Genomic DNA, 14,453 nt, shown 5'->3' with positions numbered 1-14,453 from the left:
GTCAACATCGATGTTGAATGTGATGGCCTCTTCGCGGGCAAGCCTCGCTCCTACAGGGTTTTGTGGTGGATTCAGAATTTCAGGGCGGCAGCCTTGGCCGTCACTTCAACCCCTTGCTGCCCACTTGGGCTGATCAGTTGTACCTGAATTTTCTGGGTGGCCGGGAAGGTGTTGAAGATGTTCGCCAGGTCCAGGGTTTTCAGCGCGCCCGGGGCCGCGCAGGTGAATTGATAGTGGGCGTGGATTTCGCTGTGATCGTGGTGATGCTCGTCTTTGGCATCTTCATCGTGATCGTGATCGTGATCGTCATCAGCGTCTGGCTTGTCACCGAACAACGGGCTTTCCAGTTCCTGTGTCGCGACCACGCAACCGGCGGCTTTTGGCAAGTTGAACAGCGCCAGCGGCTTTTCGAGCTGCGCACGGGCAGCGGCGACTTTGGCCTTGTCGGCATCGGAGGTGGCGGCGTGTTCGAAGCCCACCAGGTTCATCGCCGGGCTTTCCAGCTCCAGCTCCAAGGTCTGACCGTCCAGCGCCGCGTTCAGGCGACCGACGCCATGTTCGTGGGCGCTGAGGCTACCGTGCTCATGGTCGTGATCATGTTCATCAGCTGCGTGGGCGACGGCCAGCGGCAACAGGGCAAACGGCAGAGCGAGAAGCAGACGGCGCATGGAGGGTCTCCGAAAGTAAAATGAAGAGTTTGTTATGTAATCTTATAACGAAAGCGCGGGGAGTTTGACCGTCTGCTTGGCGTTGTGCAAGTCGCATGGGAGCATGCAAGTCAGAAATGTGCGGGAGCAGACTTATGTTGCGAATTCGCGGAAGCATCGGCGACTGGCCGGTGGATTTGACGTTGGAGATGGATGATGGCGATTGGGCGCGGCTCGGCGCGCAGTTGCAGGCGGTCAAGCCTGAGGCCAGTGTCGCCCCGGCCAAACAGGTGAATCAGGATGATGCGCTGTGGCAGGTCGCCAAAGACCTGCTGCGCAAGGCTGGGCAATTGAGCGGGCCGGATTTGCTGGAACAGCTGGAAGGACTGACTGGCAGCGCGGCATCGGGCAAACGCCTGCTGGTGCGCCTGCGCCATTGCGCGGATGTGAAGGTGGTGAGCGGCGGGGATACGCCGCTCTACAGCTGGATCGAGTGAAACGCAAAGATCGCAGCCTCGCTTCGCTCGACAGCTCCTACAGGGAAACAAGATCCCATGTAGGAGCTGTCGAGTGAAACGAGGCTGCGATCTTTTGATCTTTTAATAAAGAGCAGCAAACAACTTGCGGCGATAGGTGGTCACCAGTGGGTGATCATTGCCCAGCAGTTCGAACACCTGCAGCAAGGTCTTGTGCGGCAAGCCTTCGCTGTAGCTGCGATTGCGCACAAACAGTTTGAGCAACGCATCCAGCGCAGCGTCGTACTGTTGGCGGGCCAACTGCTGGATTGCCAGTTGATACACCGCTTCATCGTCCTGCGGGTTTTTCGCCAGGCGCGCTTTTAGGTCTGCCGCATCCGGCAAATCCTTGGCCTGGCCAAGGAATTGGATCTGCGCCTTGGCACCGGCCAGCGCGGCTTTGTGCTCGTCGCTTTTCACCGCGTCGAGCACGGTTTGTGCTTCGCCCAGTTCGCCGCGTTCAGTCAGGCAACGGGCGTAGAGAATCAAGGCGCCAGCGTTGGTGTTGTCTTCGCCCAGCAGCACTTTGAGCGCGGCTTCGGCGTCGGCGAAACGGCTGTCGTCGAACAGGGCCTGAGCCTGTTCGAACGGATCAGCCGCCGCTGGTGGCGGCATTTGTACGTGAGGCTCAAGCATCGCCCGCACGGCGGATTCCGGCTGCGCTCCGGCAAAACCGTCCACCGGCTGACCGTCCTTGAACAACACCACCGTCGGCAGGCTGCGAATGCCGAAACGGGCGACGATGTCTTGTTCGAGATCGCAGTTGACCTTGGCCAGCAGCAATTCGCCCTGGTAGCTCTCGGCAATGGTTTGCAGCATCGGCATCAGCACTTTGCAGGGCGCACACCATTCGGCCCAGAAATCCACCAGCACCGGTTTGTGGAAAGAGTTCTCGATCACCGACTGGTCGAAATCGGCGGTCGTGGCGTCGAAGATGTATGGCGTTTCCTGACTCATGGGGGATCTCTTGGAAGCGTGAATGGGGCAACTATACGGCTTGGTAGGGGGCGGCCGGAAGCGGGGTGGCCTTTGAGATGTGTGTTGCCTGACCGGACGCCTTCGCGGGCAAGCCTCGCTCCTACAGGTCCACACCGATTTGAAGAACGACGCCGAACCTGTAGGAGCGAAGCTTGCTCGCGAAGCTTTTAAGAGCGCCGCGCGTGGTACAGGCTCACATGCCGAAACTCTTCAGGCTCGGCCAGATCCGGCAACGTCATCGCTTCCAACATCTCAATGCGCTGATACAACGGGTGACGAAAATCCCTGACACGCGAATCGGCCACCAGCGCCTCTTGGCCACGACTCAAAAACTCGTCGAGCAACGGCAGGTTCGCCCGGTCGTACAGCACGTCGGCCACCAGAATCAGATCGAACCGATCCGCCTCGGCGAAAAAGTCCGCCGAGTAATTAAGCTGTACGTCATTGAGTTCAGCATTCGCCCGACACGCGGCAATCGCCAGCGGGTCCAGGTCACAGGCCACCACTTCCAGCGCTCCGGCCTTGACTGCCGCGATACCCGCCACCCCGGAACCGGCGCCGAAATCCAGCACGCGTTTACCTTTGACCCACTCAGGGAATTCGGCGAGGTAGCGGGCCACCGCCAGGCCGCTGGCCCAACAGAAACTCCAGTACGGAGGCTCATGCAGAATCCGTCGGGTCTCTTCCGGGCTGAACGCGCGGTCCATGTTGTCGCCGTCGATCAGCCAGAGCTTCAGCTCGGTATCAGGCAATGCGACAGGCACAAGCTGCGCATCACCGAGCAATTCACCCAACGCCTGTTGCAGGTCGAGCGGTGCAATCATGGCGCTTTGACGAATTGCAGCTGGCCCAAAACCTGGGTCGTCGGCTGGGTGATGACCTGCGACGGCAAGTGCAAAATCAGCTGGCCGGACTGGCTGGCACGGCCGCGCAATTCAACGCGAACGCCCGCCGGGAACGATTCCGGGTTGAAACGCAGGTGAAACGGCAGAATCTGATTGGTGCCGATCAGGCTGGAACTGGCGAGCAATTGTTGCGGGCGGTCCTGGGCATCGATCACCAGCAGCGCCAGTTCGACTTCGGCACCGGCCGGCACGCCTTGCAGGGTGCCGCTCAATTCACGCTGATACGCGGGCAGCGGGCCGAGGTTGGCCGATTCCTTGGCCTTCTTCTGCGCCTGTTGCGGCGCGGGACCCGGCGTCGGCGGCTGGGGCTTGGGCGCATCGCTGCTGCAGGCCACCAGCAGGCTGAAAAGACTGAGCAAGACGAGCGGTCTTAGGGACATTTGCGGCTCCAGCAAGGTGAAATCCATGAATCAGGCATATAGCCCGTCTGTATACCGTAAACCCTATGGCTTGTCTTGCCACGGGGATGCGCTACCATGGCCCTCCCTTTTTTTGTTGCCTGCCACCATGCACTGTCCCTTCTGCGGTGCCAACGACACCAAGGTCATCGACTCGCGTCTGGTCGCCGAGGGCGAACAGGTGCGCCGCCGGCGTGAATGCCTGGCCTGCGGTGAGCGTTTCACGACGTTCGAGACTGCCGAACTGGTGTTGCCGCGCCTGATCAAAACCGACGGTAGCCGTCAGCCCTTCGACGAAGAAAAACTGCGCGCGGGCATGCAGCGTGCGCTGGAGAAGCGCCCGGTGAGTGTCGAGCGCCTCGAATCGTCGCTGGTGCACATCAAACACAAACTGCGCGCCACCGGTGAGCGCGAGGTCAAATCCCTCGTGGTCGGTGAACTGGTGATGGCCGAGCTGCAAAAGCTCGACGAAGTCGCCTACATTCGTTTCGCCTCCGTGTATCGGCGCTTCCAGGACCTCAACGAGTTCCGCGAAGAGATCGATCGCCTGGCCCGTGAGCCGGTGAAAGAATGACCACTTCCCCAGAACAAGCCATCCTCGACGCCCATTACATGGCCCGCGCCCTGGAACTGGCGCGCAAAGGTCATTACACGACGCACCCCAACCCGCGTGTTGGCTGTGTGATTGTGAAGGAAGGGCAAATTGTCGGCGAAGGCTGGCACGAGCGCACCGGCGAACCCCACGCCGAAGTCCACGCCCTGCGTGCCGCGGGCGACAAGGCCCGTGGTGCCACGGCTTACGTGACCCTCGAACCGTGCAGCCACCACGGCCGCACGCCGCCCTGCGCCGATGCGCTGGTGAATGCCGGCCTCGCACGCGTCGTCGCGGCGATGCAGGACCCGAATCCGTCGGTGGCCGGTCGCGGCATGCAGCGCCTGGCCCAGGCTGGCATCGCCATCGAAAGCGGCGTGCTGGAAGGGGAGGCGCGCAAGCTCAATGAAGGCTTCCTCAAACGCATGGAACACGGCTTGCCGTTCGTGCGGGTCAAGCTGGCCATGAGCCTGGACGGTCGCACGGCGATGGAAAGCGGCGAAAGCCAATGGATCACCGGCCCGGCGGCGCGTTCGGCGGTACAACGTCTGCGCGCGCAGGCCAGCGTGGTACTGACCGGCGCCGATACGGTGCTGGCGGACAACGCCCGACTGACCGTGCGTGCCGATGAACTGGGCCTGGACGCCGAGCAAACGGCCTTGGCCATGAGCCGTCCGCCGCTGCGCGTGCTGATTGACGGCCGTTTGCGCGTGCCGCTTGATGCGCCGTTCTTCAAGGCCGGTCCTGCGTTGGTCGCCACGTGCATGGCGGTCGAAGAGCAATACGCCAACGGTCCGGAATGTCTGATCGTGGCCGGTGACGATGGCTTGGTTGACCTGCGCAAGCTGCTGGTCGAACTGGCCAATCGTGGGGTCAACGAAGTATTGGTCGAAGCGGGTCCTCGTCTGGCGGGAGCGTTTGCCCAGCAAGGTCTGGTGGACGAATTCCAGATTTTCATCGCTGGCAAGTTCCTTGGCTCCTCGGCACGGCCGTTGCTGGACTGGCCGCTCGCGCAAATGAAGGATGCGCCCGAGCTTAAAATCACCGAAATTCGCGCGGTTGGCGATGACTGGCGAGTCATCGCCATTCCTGCGCCAGCGGCGAGCGTATAATTCCCGGCCTGCGCCACGCGACGGCCCTGTTCTCGAGGAGGACTCCATGTTTACCGGCATCATCGAATCCATCGGCAGTATTCGTGCATTGACCCCAAAAGGCGGAGATGTGCGAGTACACGTAGAAACCGGCAAGCTCGATCTGAGCGACGTCAAACTGGGCGACAGCATCGCGGTCAACGGCGTGTGTCTGACCGCCGTTGAATTGCCGGGCAATGGCTTTGCGGCGGACGTCAGTCGCGAGACCCTCGACTGCACCGCGATGAATGACCTGAAAAGCGGCAGCCCGGTGAACCTGGAAAAAGCCCTGACCCCGACCACTCGCCTCGGCGGGCATCTGGTCAGCGGGCATGTCGATGGCGTGGGCGAAGTGGTTGCCCGTACCGAGAATGCCCGTGCCGTGGAATTCCGCATCCGTGCGCCGAAAGAACTGGCCAAGTACATCGCCCATAAAGGCTCGATCACCGTCGACGGCACCAGCCTGACCGTGAACGCGGTCGATGGCGCCGAGTTCCTGCTGACGATCATTCCGCACACCCTGAGCGAAACCATCATGGCGTCGTACCAGCCAGGTCGCCGGGTGAACCTCGAAGTCGACTTGCTTGCCCGTTATCTGGAGCGCCTGCTGTTGGGCGACAAGGCCGCAGAGCCGACTTCTGGAAACATCACCGAAAGCTTTCTGGCCGCCAACGGCTACCTCAAATCCTGACCCAAGGGGGTGCCTTGTGGCGCTCAATAGCATCGAAGAACTGGTTGAAGACATCCGCCAAGGCAAGATGGTCATCCTCATGGATGACGAAGACCGCGAGAACGAAGGCGACCTGATCATGGCCGCCGAGTGCTGCAAGGCCGAACACATCAACTTCATGGCCAAGCACGCCCGCGGCCTGATCTGCATGCCGATGAGCCGCGAGCGCTGCGAACTGCTCAAGCTGCCCCTGATGGCACCGCGCAACGGTTCCGGCTTCGGCACCAAGTTCACCGTGTCCATCGAAGCGGCCGAAGGCGTGACCACCGGCATCTCCGCAGCTGACCGTGCCCGTACCGTGCAAGCCGCCGCCGCGAAAGACGCCAAGGCTGAAGACATTGTCAGCCCTGGCCACATTTTCCCGCTGATGGCTCAGGCCGGCGGCACCCTGGCGCGCGCTGGCCACACCGAAGCGGCGTGCGACCTGGCGCGCATGGCCGGTTTCGAGCCGAGCGGCGTGATCTGCGAAGTGATGAACGACGACGGCACCATGTCCCGTCGCACCGAACTCGAAGCCTTCGCGGCCGAACACAACATCAAGATCGGCACCATCGCCGACCTGATTCACTACCGGATGATCCACGAACGTACCGTTCAGCGGATTGCCGAGCAGCCTTTGGACAGCGAACTGGGCCAGTTCAACCTGGTGACCTATCGTGATTCCGTGGAAGGCGACGTGCACATGGCCCTGACCCTGGGCACCGTGTGCGCTGAAGAACCGACCCTGGTTCGCGTGCATAACATGGACCCGCTGCGCGACCTGTTGATGGTCAAGCAACCGGGTCGCTGGAGCTTGCGCGCCGCCATGGCCGCGGTGGCCGAGGCCGGCAGCGGCGTGGTGCTGTTGCTTGGTCACCCGCTCGATGGCGACGTGTTGCTGGCGCATATCCGCGAAACCGCGGATCAGACCGCCGTGAAAAAACCGACCACCTACAGCATCGTCGGTGCCGGTTCGCAGATCCTTCGGGACCTGGGCGTACGTAAAATGCGCTTGATGTCTGCGCCAATGAAATTTAATGCGATATCCGGTTTCGATCTGGAAGTTGTAGAATACGTGCCCTCCGAATAATGACCGGTTGTTTCCAGTCATTGATTCGCGGCTAACACATCACCGAGGGACGCGTAGAAAACGCGTCCCGGCTCTTTAAGAGATCTAACGAATGACCCTGAAGACCATCGAAGGTACCTTCATCGCCCCTAAAGGCCGCTACGCTTTGGTAGTGGGCCGTTTCAACAGCTTCGTCGTTGAAAGTCTGGTCAGCGGTGCAGTTGATGCCCTGGTTCGCCACGGCGTAAGCGAAAGCGACATCACCATCATCCGCGCGCCTGGCGCCTTCGAAATCCCGCTGGTTGCGCAGAAAGTCGCTCAGAAGGGCGAATACGCGGCAATCATCGCCCTGGGCGCGGTCATTCGTGGCGGCACTCCGCACTTCGAATACGTGGCGGGCGAATGCACCAAGGGCCTGGCCCAGGTGTCCATGGAGTTCGGCGTTCCGGTCGCTTTCGGCGTCCTGACCGTTGATTCCATCGAGCAAGCCATCGAACGTTCCGGCACCAAGGCCGGTAACAAAGGTGCCGAAGCTGCCCTGTCCGCTCTGGAAATGGTCAGCCTGCTGGCGCAGTTGGAGGCCAAGTGATTAGCGACGAAAGCGATCGTTTCAACCCGCGCGAACCGCGTCCAACGGACGCCGGCAAGCCTTCGAAAAGTGAAAAGCGCCGCGCTGCCCGTCAGTTGGCGACTCAAGCGTTGTATCAGCGCCACATGGCCAGTACTTCGCTGAACGAAATCGAAGCGCAGTTTCGCGTCGACAACGATTTCACCTTCGCCGATGCCAGCTACTTCCACGACATCCTGCACGGTGTCCCGGCCAGTCTGACCGAAATCGACACTGCGTTGGCGCCGTGCCTGGACCTGACCATCGAAGAGCTGGATCCGGTTGAACTGTGCGTACTGCGCCTGTCCACCTGGGAACTGCTCAAGCGCGTCGACGTGCCGTACCGCGTTGTGATCAACGAAGGGATCGAACTGGCGAAAGTCTACGGTTCCACCGACGGCCACAAATTCGTCAACGGTGTACTCGACAAGCTGGCCCCGCGTCTGCGTGAAGCTGAAGTGAAGGCGTTCAAGCGCTGATTTGCGCTTGGACAATGCCAAATGGGCGAGTTTGAGCTGATCCGCAACTTCTTCGCCGCCGCGCCTTGTGCGCAAGGCGGCGAAGGCGTTGCCCTCGGGATCGGCGACGATTGCGCCTTGCTGGCTGTTCCCTCTGGGGAACAGTTGGCGATTTCCACCGACACGCTGGTTGCCGGCGTGCACTTCGCAGATCCTTGCGACCCGTTTCTGCTCGGTCAGCGTTCGCTGGCTGTGGCCGTCAGCGATCTGGCTGCCATGGGCGCCACCCCCGTTGCCTTTACCCTTGCCCTGACCTTGCCGACGGTGACCACCGATTGGCTGGATGCCTACGCCCGTGGTTTGAACCTCATGGCGCAACGCTGTGGTGTGGCGCTGGTGGGCGGTGATACCACGCGGGGGCCGCTGAGCCTGACCATGACCGTGTTTGGTCGTGTGCCGGCGGGCAAGGCGTTGACCCGCAGCGGTGCGCAGCCCGGCGATCTGCTCTGCGTGGGTGGTGAGTTGGGCAATGCGGCGGGTGCCTTGCCTCTGGTGCTGGGGCAGCGGACGGCTGAAGCCGCCATCGCCGATCCATTGCTGGCCCATTACTGGTCGCCGCAGCCGCAACTGGCGTTGGGTCAGGCGCTGCGTGGCAAAGCCACCTCGGCGCTGGATATCTCCGACGGCCTGCTCGCTGACTGCGGGCATATCGCCCTGGCGTCGAAGGTCGGCATACGGCTTGAACGTGACAGGTTGCCGCTGTCGAACGCTTTAGTGGCCTTCCTCGGTCAATCGGCCGCCGAAGAGGCAGCGCTGAGCGGCGGAGACGATTACGTGCTGGCCTTCACCCTACCGTCCGTCGAGTTGCCTGCGTTGCTGGACGACGGTTGGCCGATCCACGTGGTCGGCAGAGTAGAGGCGGGGCAGGGCGTGACGCTGCTGGATGCCGTTGGGCAAGACATCACCCCGCAAACCCGGGGCTATCAACATTTTCGGGAGACACCGTGACAGATCATCCCAAACAGGTCCCGGCGGAATTCGTACCGCCTTCGGTCTGGCGCAATCCATGGCATTTCCTGGCGTTCGGCTTCGGCTCGGGCACCTTGCCAAAAGCACCGGGCACCTGGGGTTCGTTAGTTGCGCTACCCTTCATCCCGTTGTGGCAGATGCTGCCCGACTGGGGTTACTGGCTGATGCTTGGCGTCACCATGCTGTTCGGCTTCTGGCTGTGCGGCAAGGTCGCCGACGATTTGCGGGTACACGACCACGAAGGCATCGTCTGGGACGAAATGGTCGGGATGTGGATCACCCTGTGGCTGGTGCCGGAAGGGTGGTACTGGTTGCTGGCGGGGTTCCTGGTGTTCCGCTTCTTCGACATTCTCAAGCCTTGGCCGATCCACTGGATCGACCGGCATGTGCACGGTGGCGTCGGGATCATGCTCGACGACGTGTTGGCAGGCGTGTTTGCGTGGTTGGCGATGCAAGGGCTGGTATGGATTTTCGCCTGACGGGCGAAACAGGGGACTAGGGATGGCTCGACGCTGGTTGGCTGTGATGGTGTTCGCCATGCTTTGCCCGTTCGCCCAAGCGGGCGATCCCACGCCGACGCCGTCCGTGATTTACCTGGCCAGCGAAGACTGGGAAGACTACACCTCCGCTGACGGTCATGGCCTGGGGTGGGACGTGCTGCGGGAAGTGTTCGAGCCTGCCGGCGTCAAACTGGACATTCGAACCGAGCCTTACACGCGCTCCGTAGGGTTGGCTCAGCGTCGCGAAGTGGACGCCTGTGTTGGCTCTTACCGCGACGAGACCAGCGATCTGCTTTATCCGCGCTGGAATTTCGATACCGATCACATCTATGCCCTGGGGCTGGCGAGCAATCCGGCGCCGACTCCGCAGACGCTGGGCAACTATCGACTGGCCTGGGTCCGCGGCTACGACTATCAGGATTACCTGCCCAACGTGCGTCGCTACAACGAAGTTGTTCGGCGCACCGGCATTTTGTCGATGCTGACCCGCAACCGCGCCGACTACTACATCGACGCGCTGACCGAAGTCGACTATGTCCTCAAGTGGGCCAAGGATCCTTCGCAGTTTCGTCGCACTCATATTGCGGAGTTACCGTTGTACCTATGCTTTGCCGATACGCCCAAGGCCCGCACGTTGATGGCGCTGTTCGACCAGCGCATGGAGTTGCTGGTGAAAAGCGGGCGGTTGAAACCCATCTTCGAACGCTGGAAACAACCGTATCCGTTTGACCCGAACTGAACATTAACGGTGGGGCTGACACCGATCCCCTGTAGGAGTGAGCCTGCTCGCGATAGCGGGCTGTCTGTCGCCATCGATGTCGACTGGTAGACCGCTATCGCGAGCAGGCTCACTCCTACAGAGGGCTGTGGCGGCCTGAGATCTAACTTTTTGATCGTTATGCCCCATAATTCAGCCTAAGCGTCTGCAGGAACCTGCTGTTACAATGCCGCCTCTGCGAATCTCCAGTACTTATTGATCAGGAGCACACCGGTGCCTGTCGTTTTTGTCGCCGCTTCCAAGCTGCCAACGCCTTTTGCGCAATTCACCATGCACGGCTTTCTCGATGAAGAAAACGGACGCGAGCACGTAGTGCTGAGCCTGGGTGAGTTCGCCGACGGTGCCCCGGTACTCGGCCGGTTGCACTCCGAATGCCTGACGGGCGATGCCTTGTTCAGCCAGCGTTGCGACTGCGGCTCGCAACTCGAGGCCGCCTTGCAGGCCATCGCCCGTGAAGGCCGTGGCGTGTTGCTCTACCTGCGTCAGGAAGGCCGTGGCATTGGCCTGCTGAACAAGATCCGCGCCTATGAATTGCAGGATGGCGGTGCCGACACCGTTGAAGCCAACGAACGTCTGGGCTTTGCCGCCGACCAGCGTGACTACGCCATGTGCCTGCCGATGCTGGAACACCTGGGCGTGAAATCCCTGCGGCTGATGACCAACAATCCGCGCAAGGTCAAAGCCTTGACCGACATGGGCATCGTGGTCGCCGAGCGCGTGCCGCTGCACACCGGCCATAACCCGCACAACAAACTCTACCTGGCCACCAAGGCCAGCAAGCTCGACCACATGATGGGCAACGAGCATCAGGGCGAGGCAGACCGGGCGTGACGCGCGGTCAAGTACGGCGGCGATTGTCCTTCAGTTGGTGGCAATACCTGGCTTTGGCCTTGCTGCCGCTGTTCGTGATCAATGGCTTGTTCGGCCAGGGCGAGGCGATTTTGCCAGTGCTGGCGATGCCATTGTTCATCGCCGGTGTCGCCTCGATGTTTGTCAGCCTGAAGTTTTTTGGTGGCTACAAACACGCATTGATTGCCACCCAAAAAGCCCTCGACACCCCTGAGGAACCCGCTGCCTGGATCACCCTGGCTGCCAAACGCCGCACGGCGTTGCTGGTCGCTGGCTTGCCGGCGTGGATCGGTGCGTTGGCAGTGTTCGTCGGCCTCGAAGCGGTGCCGTTGGTACTGTTGGCGCTGTCGACCACGGTGCTGTTTTACCTCTACCGTATCCCGCGTCAGCTCGGCTGATGTTTCGCCTCTGGCTGGCGGTGTTGCTGCTGGCCATCGGCGGCTCGGCTTTTTCCGTTGAACGGGTTGTCAGCCTCGCGCCTTCTCTCTCAGAAATCGTTGTCGAGCTGGGTTCGGCAGACCTTTTGGTCGGTGTGCTGGACGCCGGTGAGCGTCCTGCCGAACTCAAAGGTCTTCCTTCAGTTGGCCGCTACGGCCAGTTGGACATGGAGCGGTTGCTCAGCCTCAAGCCCGATTTGTTGCTGCTCTGGCCTGGCAGCGTTGGCCCGGCCCAGCGCGAGCAGCTCAAGCGATTGAGCATCCCCACCTATGTCGCCGAACCTCACAACCTCGAACAACTGACCGCGCAGATCGAAGCGATTGCCAAGCAGCTAGGTCGGCCTGAGCGTGGCGTTGCATTGGCCGCGCAATTACGCCAACGACTGGATGTGCTGCGCCAGCGTTATCGCCGGGATGAACCGTTGCGGGTGTTTTATCAAGTATGGGATCGACCGCTGTACACCGTTGGCGGCGGGCAGATCATCAGTGATGCGCTGGAAGTGTGCGGGGCGCGTAATGTGTTCGCCGACCTGACATTGCCGGCGCCGCAGGTCAGCGTGGAGGCGGTATTGCAGCGTAATCCCGAGGTGATTCTGGCCAGTGATCAGGCGCAGCTGGATGCGTGGAAAGCGTGGCCGCAGGTGGCGGCGGTGGTGCAGGGGCGGCTGTTGTTGGTGACGGATAAGGGGCTGGAGCGGCCGAGTGGGCAGATGATCGAGGCGACGGCCAAGCTGTGCCAGCTTATAACGTCTTCACGCTGATCGTTCCCACGCTCCGCGTGGGAATTCCGCCATTGGACGCTCCGCGTCCGCTTTGGATGTGACGCAGAGCGCCACGGGATGCATTCCCACGCGGAGCGTGGGAACGATTGTGGGTCAGAGCTCCGGCGTCCAGGTCACCCCAAACATCCACGCCCTACCTTCCTCGCGATACCCATACTGACTGCCGTCATGGCTGTACAACGCCCGGCTGTACCCCTTGTCCAGCAAGTTATCGACCTTCAGCTCAAGTTTGATCTCACGATTCAATTCCCAGCTGCTACGCAACCCCAGCAACGCATACCCGCCTAAAGGCTGCTGATTGTTCTCATCGTCATAGCTGCTGCTCACCGCTTGCCAGCTGGCGCCGAGCCCGAGCCGATCGAACTGTCGATCGAGATCCAGGCTCAAGGTCCGTCGCGCCCGACGCGCCAGGGTGTGGCCGCTGTCGCGATCCCTTGGGTCGATAATCGCCATGCCCAGGTTGCTCTGCCAGCCGAACAGTTCCTGTTTCAATGCCGCTTCGAAACCGTTGATCCGCGCCGATGCAACGTTCTGTGGCCGTGAATGGCTGCCGAAAATAATCGCGTCTTCAAGGTCGGTGCGATACAGCGAAGCTTCGAGGCGACTGGTCTCGGTCAACTGGCTGCGCCATTGCAGCTCGTAGCTTTTCGAGGTTTCAGGCTTCAGGTCCGGATTGCTGAAGTCCGGGTAGTACAAGTCATTGAAGGTCGGTGCGCGAAAGCCTTCGCTGTAGGTCAGCAGTACGTCGTTGTCCGGGTTCAGCGGCAGCGTGAAGGTGCCGCTCCAGCTGTTCTGGCCACCGAACTGCTGGTTCTGGTCCCGGCGCAAACCCAGTTCCGTGGAGAAGCTGTCCGCCTGATAGCGATGCTGGATAAACGCTGCGCGGTTCCAGCGGCTGTCTTCGTCGAACGGGGTGCTGCTGTTGATCCGGTCTTCGTACCAGTCGCCGCCGAGAATCAGGCTGTTGCGCTCATTCAGCGTCAGGTCGTTCTGCCAGTTCACCGAATCACGGTACGTGTTGAACACGCTGCGTTCATCGCTGAGCTTGTCCAGGGTCTTCTCGCGGTTTTCGCTGTGACCGAATTCGACGCGGGTTTTCCAGGTATCGTTGACCCGGGCATCGACATAGCTGCTGATGCTGCTCACGGAAAAGTCGCTGTAAGGCTGCTGCTGGAGCGATTCGAAGGTGGTCGTGTCGAAGCGCCCGAACGGATTGTCGAACTCGCTTTTGCCACGGTTATCCAGCACGTTGGCGCCGATTTCGATGTCATCGGTGAGGGCGTGGCTCAGGCTCAGACTCACCGATTTATTGCGGTACTCATCGTGATCGCCATCGCTGGGATACGACTCGCGGGTGCGATTGATGCCGGCGGTTTCATCGAGGCTGGCGCCGAGATTGAAGCGGGTTTTGTCATCACCGCCGGATAATCCGAGGCTGCGCTCCCAGGTCTGGTTGCTGCCGAAGCCGACGTGCAGACGCGGTTGCAGGCCTTGTTCGCCGCCACGCCGGGTGAAAATCTGAATCACCCCGCCAATTGCATCACTGCCGTAAATCACCGAACGGGAGCCGCGCAGCACTTCCACGCGCTCGACCTGTTCGATGTTGATGTGTTGCAGGTTGCTGTCGCCGGAGGTCGAGTTGCCGATGCGTTGACCGTTCACCAGCACCAGACTCTGCGCCGACTTGGTCCCGCGAATGTAAATTCCCGGCAGGCTGCCGCGTCCACCGGTTTGCCCGACCTGCACACCTGGCACCCGACTCAGCAGGTCTGTGACGCTGTTCGGTTGCAGGCGGTCGATGTCTTCGCGGGTGAACACGGTGTTGGCGGCGCTGCTGTCGTTACGCGCTTCGACCTGACGGTTGGCGCTGATCAGCACTTCGGGGAGTTTCAGGGCTTGATCGCGTTCGAAGGTTTCAGCCAGGAGTTGGCCGGCCGGCAGCAGGGTCAGCGTCAGGGCGAGAGGGGAGAGTTTCATCGGCAGTCCGTTGGTGCTTAAAGCGAACACAAATTTTGAAAGGCACAGAAACCACTGTGGGAGCGAGCCTGCTCGCGATGACGGTTTGTCAGT

Annotated in this window: 18 protein-coding genes; 13 read left to right on the top strand and 5 right to left on the bottom strand. The window is 61.1% G+C overall.

The features are described from left to right. Positions 1-71 precede the first annotated feature (71 nt). A complete protein-coding gene (locus tag ACYZTY_RS25170; RefSeq protein WP_461955920.1) occupies positions 72-668 on the bottom strand; it encodes a DUF2796 domain-containing protein in 597 nt (198 codons plus the stop codon). Between the two features lie 134 nt (positions 669-802). On the opposite strand from ACYZTY_RS25170, the gene ACYZTY_RS25165 reads away from it, so the two are divergent. After that, positions 803-1,144 carry a hypothetical protein gene (locus tag ACYZTY_RS25165; RefSeq protein ID WP_461955919.1) on the top strand — a complete coding sequence of 114 codons (342 nt, stop codon included), beginning with the start codon at positions 803-805 and terminating at the stop codon, positions 1,142-1,144. A 102-nt stretch (positions 1,145-1,246) separates the two neighbouring features. On the opposite strand, the gene trxA is transcribed toward ACYZTY_RS25165, so the two are convergent. The 3 genes from trxA to ACYZTY_RS25150 all read right to left on the bottom strand — a co-directional run bounded on the left by trxA (position 1,247) and on the right by ACYZTY_RS25150 (position 3,425). After that, positions 1,247-2,119, bottom strand: coding sequence for a thioredoxin (gene trxA / locus ACYZTY_RS25160; protein ID WP_461955918.1), 873 nt, complete (start codon positions 2,117-2,119; stop codon positions 1,247-1,249). Positions 2,120-2,307: 188 nt separating this feature from the next. Continuing rightward, the gene (locus tag ACYZTY_RS25155; protein WP_461955917.1) at positions 2,308-2,964 is read right to left on the bottom strand and encodes a class I SAM-dependent methyltransferase; all 657 of its coding nucleotides are present in this window, start codon (positions 2,962-2,964) and stop codon (positions 2,308-2,310) included. Further along, positions 2,961-3,425: a YbaY family lipoprotein gene (locus ACYZTY_RS25150; RefSeq protein ID WP_461955916.1), complete on the bottom strand. Its 465-nt coding sequence runs from the start codon at positions 3,423-3,425 to the stop codon at positions 2,961-2,963. The genes ACYZTY_RS25155 and ACYZTY_RS25150 overlap by 4 nt, the downstream gene beginning before the upstream one ends. A gap of 127 nt (positions 3,426-3,552) precedes the next feature. Here ACYZTY_RS25150 and nrdR point away from each other — a divergent pair, with 127 nt between their 5' ends. The 12 genes from nrdR to ACYZTY_RS25090 all read left to right on the top strand — a co-directional run bounded on the left by nrdR (position 3,553) and on the right by ACYZTY_RS25090 (position 12,362). Beyond that, positions 3,553-4,017, top strand: a complete 465-nt coding sequence (nrdR, locus tag ACYZTY_RS25145; RefSeq protein ID WP_003228656.1) for a transcriptional regulator NrdR — start codon at positions 3,553-3,555, stop codon at positions 4,015-4,017. After that, the gene (gene ribD, locus ACYZTY_RS25140; RefSeq protein WP_461955915.1) at positions 4,014-5,147 is read left to right on the top strand and encodes a bifunctional diaminohydroxyphosphoribosylaminopyrimidine deaminase/5-amino-6-(5-phosphoribosylamino)uracil reductase RibD; all 1,134 of its coding nucleotides are present in this window, start codon (positions 4,014-4,016) and stop codon (positions 5,145-5,147) included. The genes nrdR and ribD overlap by 4 nt, the downstream gene beginning before the upstream one ends. A 46-nt stretch (positions 5,148-5,193) precedes the next feature. Further along, positions 5,194-5,856 carry a riboflavin synthase gene (locus ACYZTY_RS25135; RefSeq protein ID WP_134423297.1) on the top strand — a complete coding sequence of 221 codons (663 nt, stop codon included), beginning with the start codon at positions 5,194-5,196 and terminating at the stop codon, positions 5,854-5,856. Positions 5,857-5,872: 16 nt separating this feature from the next. Then, the gene (ribBA, locus tag ACYZTY_RS25130) at positions 5,873-6,964 is read left to right on the top strand and encodes a bifunctional 3,4-dihydroxy-2-butanone-4-phosphate synthase/GTP cyclohydrolase II (protein WP_109635198.1); all 1,092 of its coding nucleotides are present in this window, start codon (positions 5,873-5,875) and stop codon (positions 6,962-6,964) included. 91 nt (positions 6,965-7,055) lie between these two features. Further along, positions 7,056-7,532 carry a 6,7-dimethyl-8-ribityllumazine synthase gene (gene ribH, locus ACYZTY_RS25125; RefSeq protein WP_003185938.1) on the top strand — a complete coding sequence of 159 codons (477 nt, stop codon included), beginning with the start codon at positions 7,056-7,058 and terminating at the stop codon, positions 7,530-7,532. Beyond that, positions 7,529-8,029 (top strand): transcription antitermination factor NusB, encoded by a 501-nt coding sequence (gene nusB, locus ACYZTY_RS25120; RefSeq protein WP_034153728.1) that lies wholly within the window; start codon positions 7,529-7,531, stop codon positions 8,027-8,029. Before ribH ends, nusB begins: the two co-directional genes overlap by 4 nt. Positions 8,030-8,050: 21 nt before the next feature. After that, a complete protein-coding gene (gene thiL, locus ACYZTY_RS25115; RefSeq protein ID WP_461955914.1) occupies positions 8,051-9,016 on the top strand; it encodes a thiamine-phosphate kinase in 966 nt (321 codons plus the stop codon). Next, on the top strand, positions 9,013-9,516 hold the full coding sequence (locus ACYZTY_RS25110; protein WP_403102722.1) for a phosphatidylglycerophosphatase A family protein: 504 nt from the start codon (positions 9,013-9,015) through the stop codon (positions 9,514-9,516). Before thiL ends, ACYZTY_RS25110 begins: the two co-directional genes overlap by 4 nt. 22 nt (positions 9,517-9,538) lie before the next feature. After that, on the top strand, positions 9,539-10,276 hold the full coding sequence (locus tag ACYZTY_RS25105) for a substrate-binding periplasmic protein (RefSeq protein ID WP_461955913.1): 738 nt from the start codon (positions 9,539-9,541) through the stop codon (positions 10,274-10,276). Between the two features lie 252 nt (positions 10,277-10,528). Then, positions 10,529-11,146 carry a GTP cyclohydrolase II gene (ribA, locus tag ACYZTY_RS25100; RefSeq protein ID WP_027924335.1) on the top strand — a complete coding sequence of 206 codons (618 nt, stop codon included), beginning with the start codon at positions 10,529-10,531 and terminating at the stop codon, positions 11,144-11,146. Beyond that, positions 11,143-11,562 (top strand): MFS transporter, encoded by a 420-nt coding sequence (locus ACYZTY_RS25095; RefSeq protein WP_461955912.1) that lies wholly within the window; start codon positions 11,143-11,145, stop codon positions 11,560-11,562. Before ribA ends, ACYZTY_RS25095 begins: the two co-directional genes overlap by 4 nt. Then, entirely contained in the window at positions 11,562-12,362 is an 801-nt protein-coding gene (locus tag ACYZTY_RS25090) for a cobalamin-binding protein (protein ID WP_461955911.1), read from the top strand. Before ACYZTY_RS25095 ends, ACYZTY_RS25090 begins: the two co-directional genes overlap by 1 nt. Before the next feature lie 114 nt (positions 12,363-12,476). On the opposite strand, the gene ACYZTY_RS25085 is transcribed toward ACYZTY_RS25090, so the two are convergent. Then, entirely contained in the window at positions 12,477-14,360 is a 1,884-nt protein-coding gene (locus ACYZTY_RS25085; RefSeq protein WP_461955910.1) for a TonB-dependent receptor domain-containing protein, read from the bottom strand. Positions 14,361-14,453: the final 93 nt, after the last annotated feature.

The sequence above is a fragment of the Pseudomonas sp. LB1P83 genome (assembly GCF_054897885.1).
This window is presented reverse-complemented; position numbering and strand designations above follow the sequence as displayed.

Excerpts from the sequence above, each read along its gene's own strand:
- ACYZTY_RS25155 (WP_461955917.1), bottom strand. The coding sequence starts at position 2,964 with ATGATTGCACCGCTCGACCTGCAACAGGCGTTGGGTGAATTGCTCGGT.
- ACYZTY_RS25085 (WP_461955910.1), bottom strand. The coding sequence starts at position 14,360 with ATGAAACTCTCCCCTCTCGCCCTGACGCTGACCCTGCTGCCGGCCGGC.
- ACYZTY_RS25135 (WP_134423297.1), top strand. The coding sequence starts at position 5,194 with ATGTTTACCGGCATCATCGAATCCATCGGCAGTATTCGTGCATTGACC.
- ribH (WP_003185938.1), top strand. The coding sequence starts at position 7,056 with ATGACCCTGAAGACCATCGAAGGTACCTTCATCGCCCCTAAAGGCCGC.
- thiL (WP_461955914.1), top strand. The coding sequence starts at position 8,051 with ATGGGCGAGTTTGAGCTGATCCGCAACTTCTTCGCCGCCGCGCCTTGT.
- ACYZTY_RS25165 (WP_461955919.1), top strand. The coding sequence starts at position 803 with ATGTTGCGAATTCGCGGAAGCATCGGCGACTGGCCGGTGGATTTGACG.
- ribD (WP_461955915.1), top strand. The coding sequence starts at position 4,014 with ATGACCACTTCCCCAGAACAAGCCATCCTCGACGCCCATTACATGGCC.
- ACYZTY_RS25150 (WP_461955916.1), bottom strand. The coding sequence starts at position 3,425 with ATGTCCCTAAGACCGCTCGTCTTGCTCAGTCTTTTCAGCCTGCTGGTG.
- ACYZTY_RS25170 (WP_461955920.1), bottom strand. The coding sequence starts at position 668 with ATGCGCCGTCTGCTTCTCGCTCTGCCGTTTGCCCTGTTGCCGCTGGCC.
- nrdR (WP_003228656.1), top strand. The coding sequence starts at position 3,553 with ATGCACTGTCCCTTCTGCGGTGCCAACGACACCAAGGTCATCGACTCG.
- trxA (WP_461955918.1), bottom strand. The coding sequence starts at position 2,119 with ATGAGTCAGGAAACGCCATACATCTTCGACGCCACGACCGCCGATTTC.
- ACYZTY_RS25105 (WP_461955913.1), top strand. The coding sequence starts at position 9,539 with ATGGCTCGACGCTGGTTGGCTGTGATGGTGTTCGCCATGCTTTGCCCG.
- ACYZTY_RS25090 (WP_461955911.1), top strand. The coding sequence starts at position 11,562 with ATGTTTCGCCTCTGGCTGGCGGTGTTGCTGCTGGCCATCGGCGGCTCG.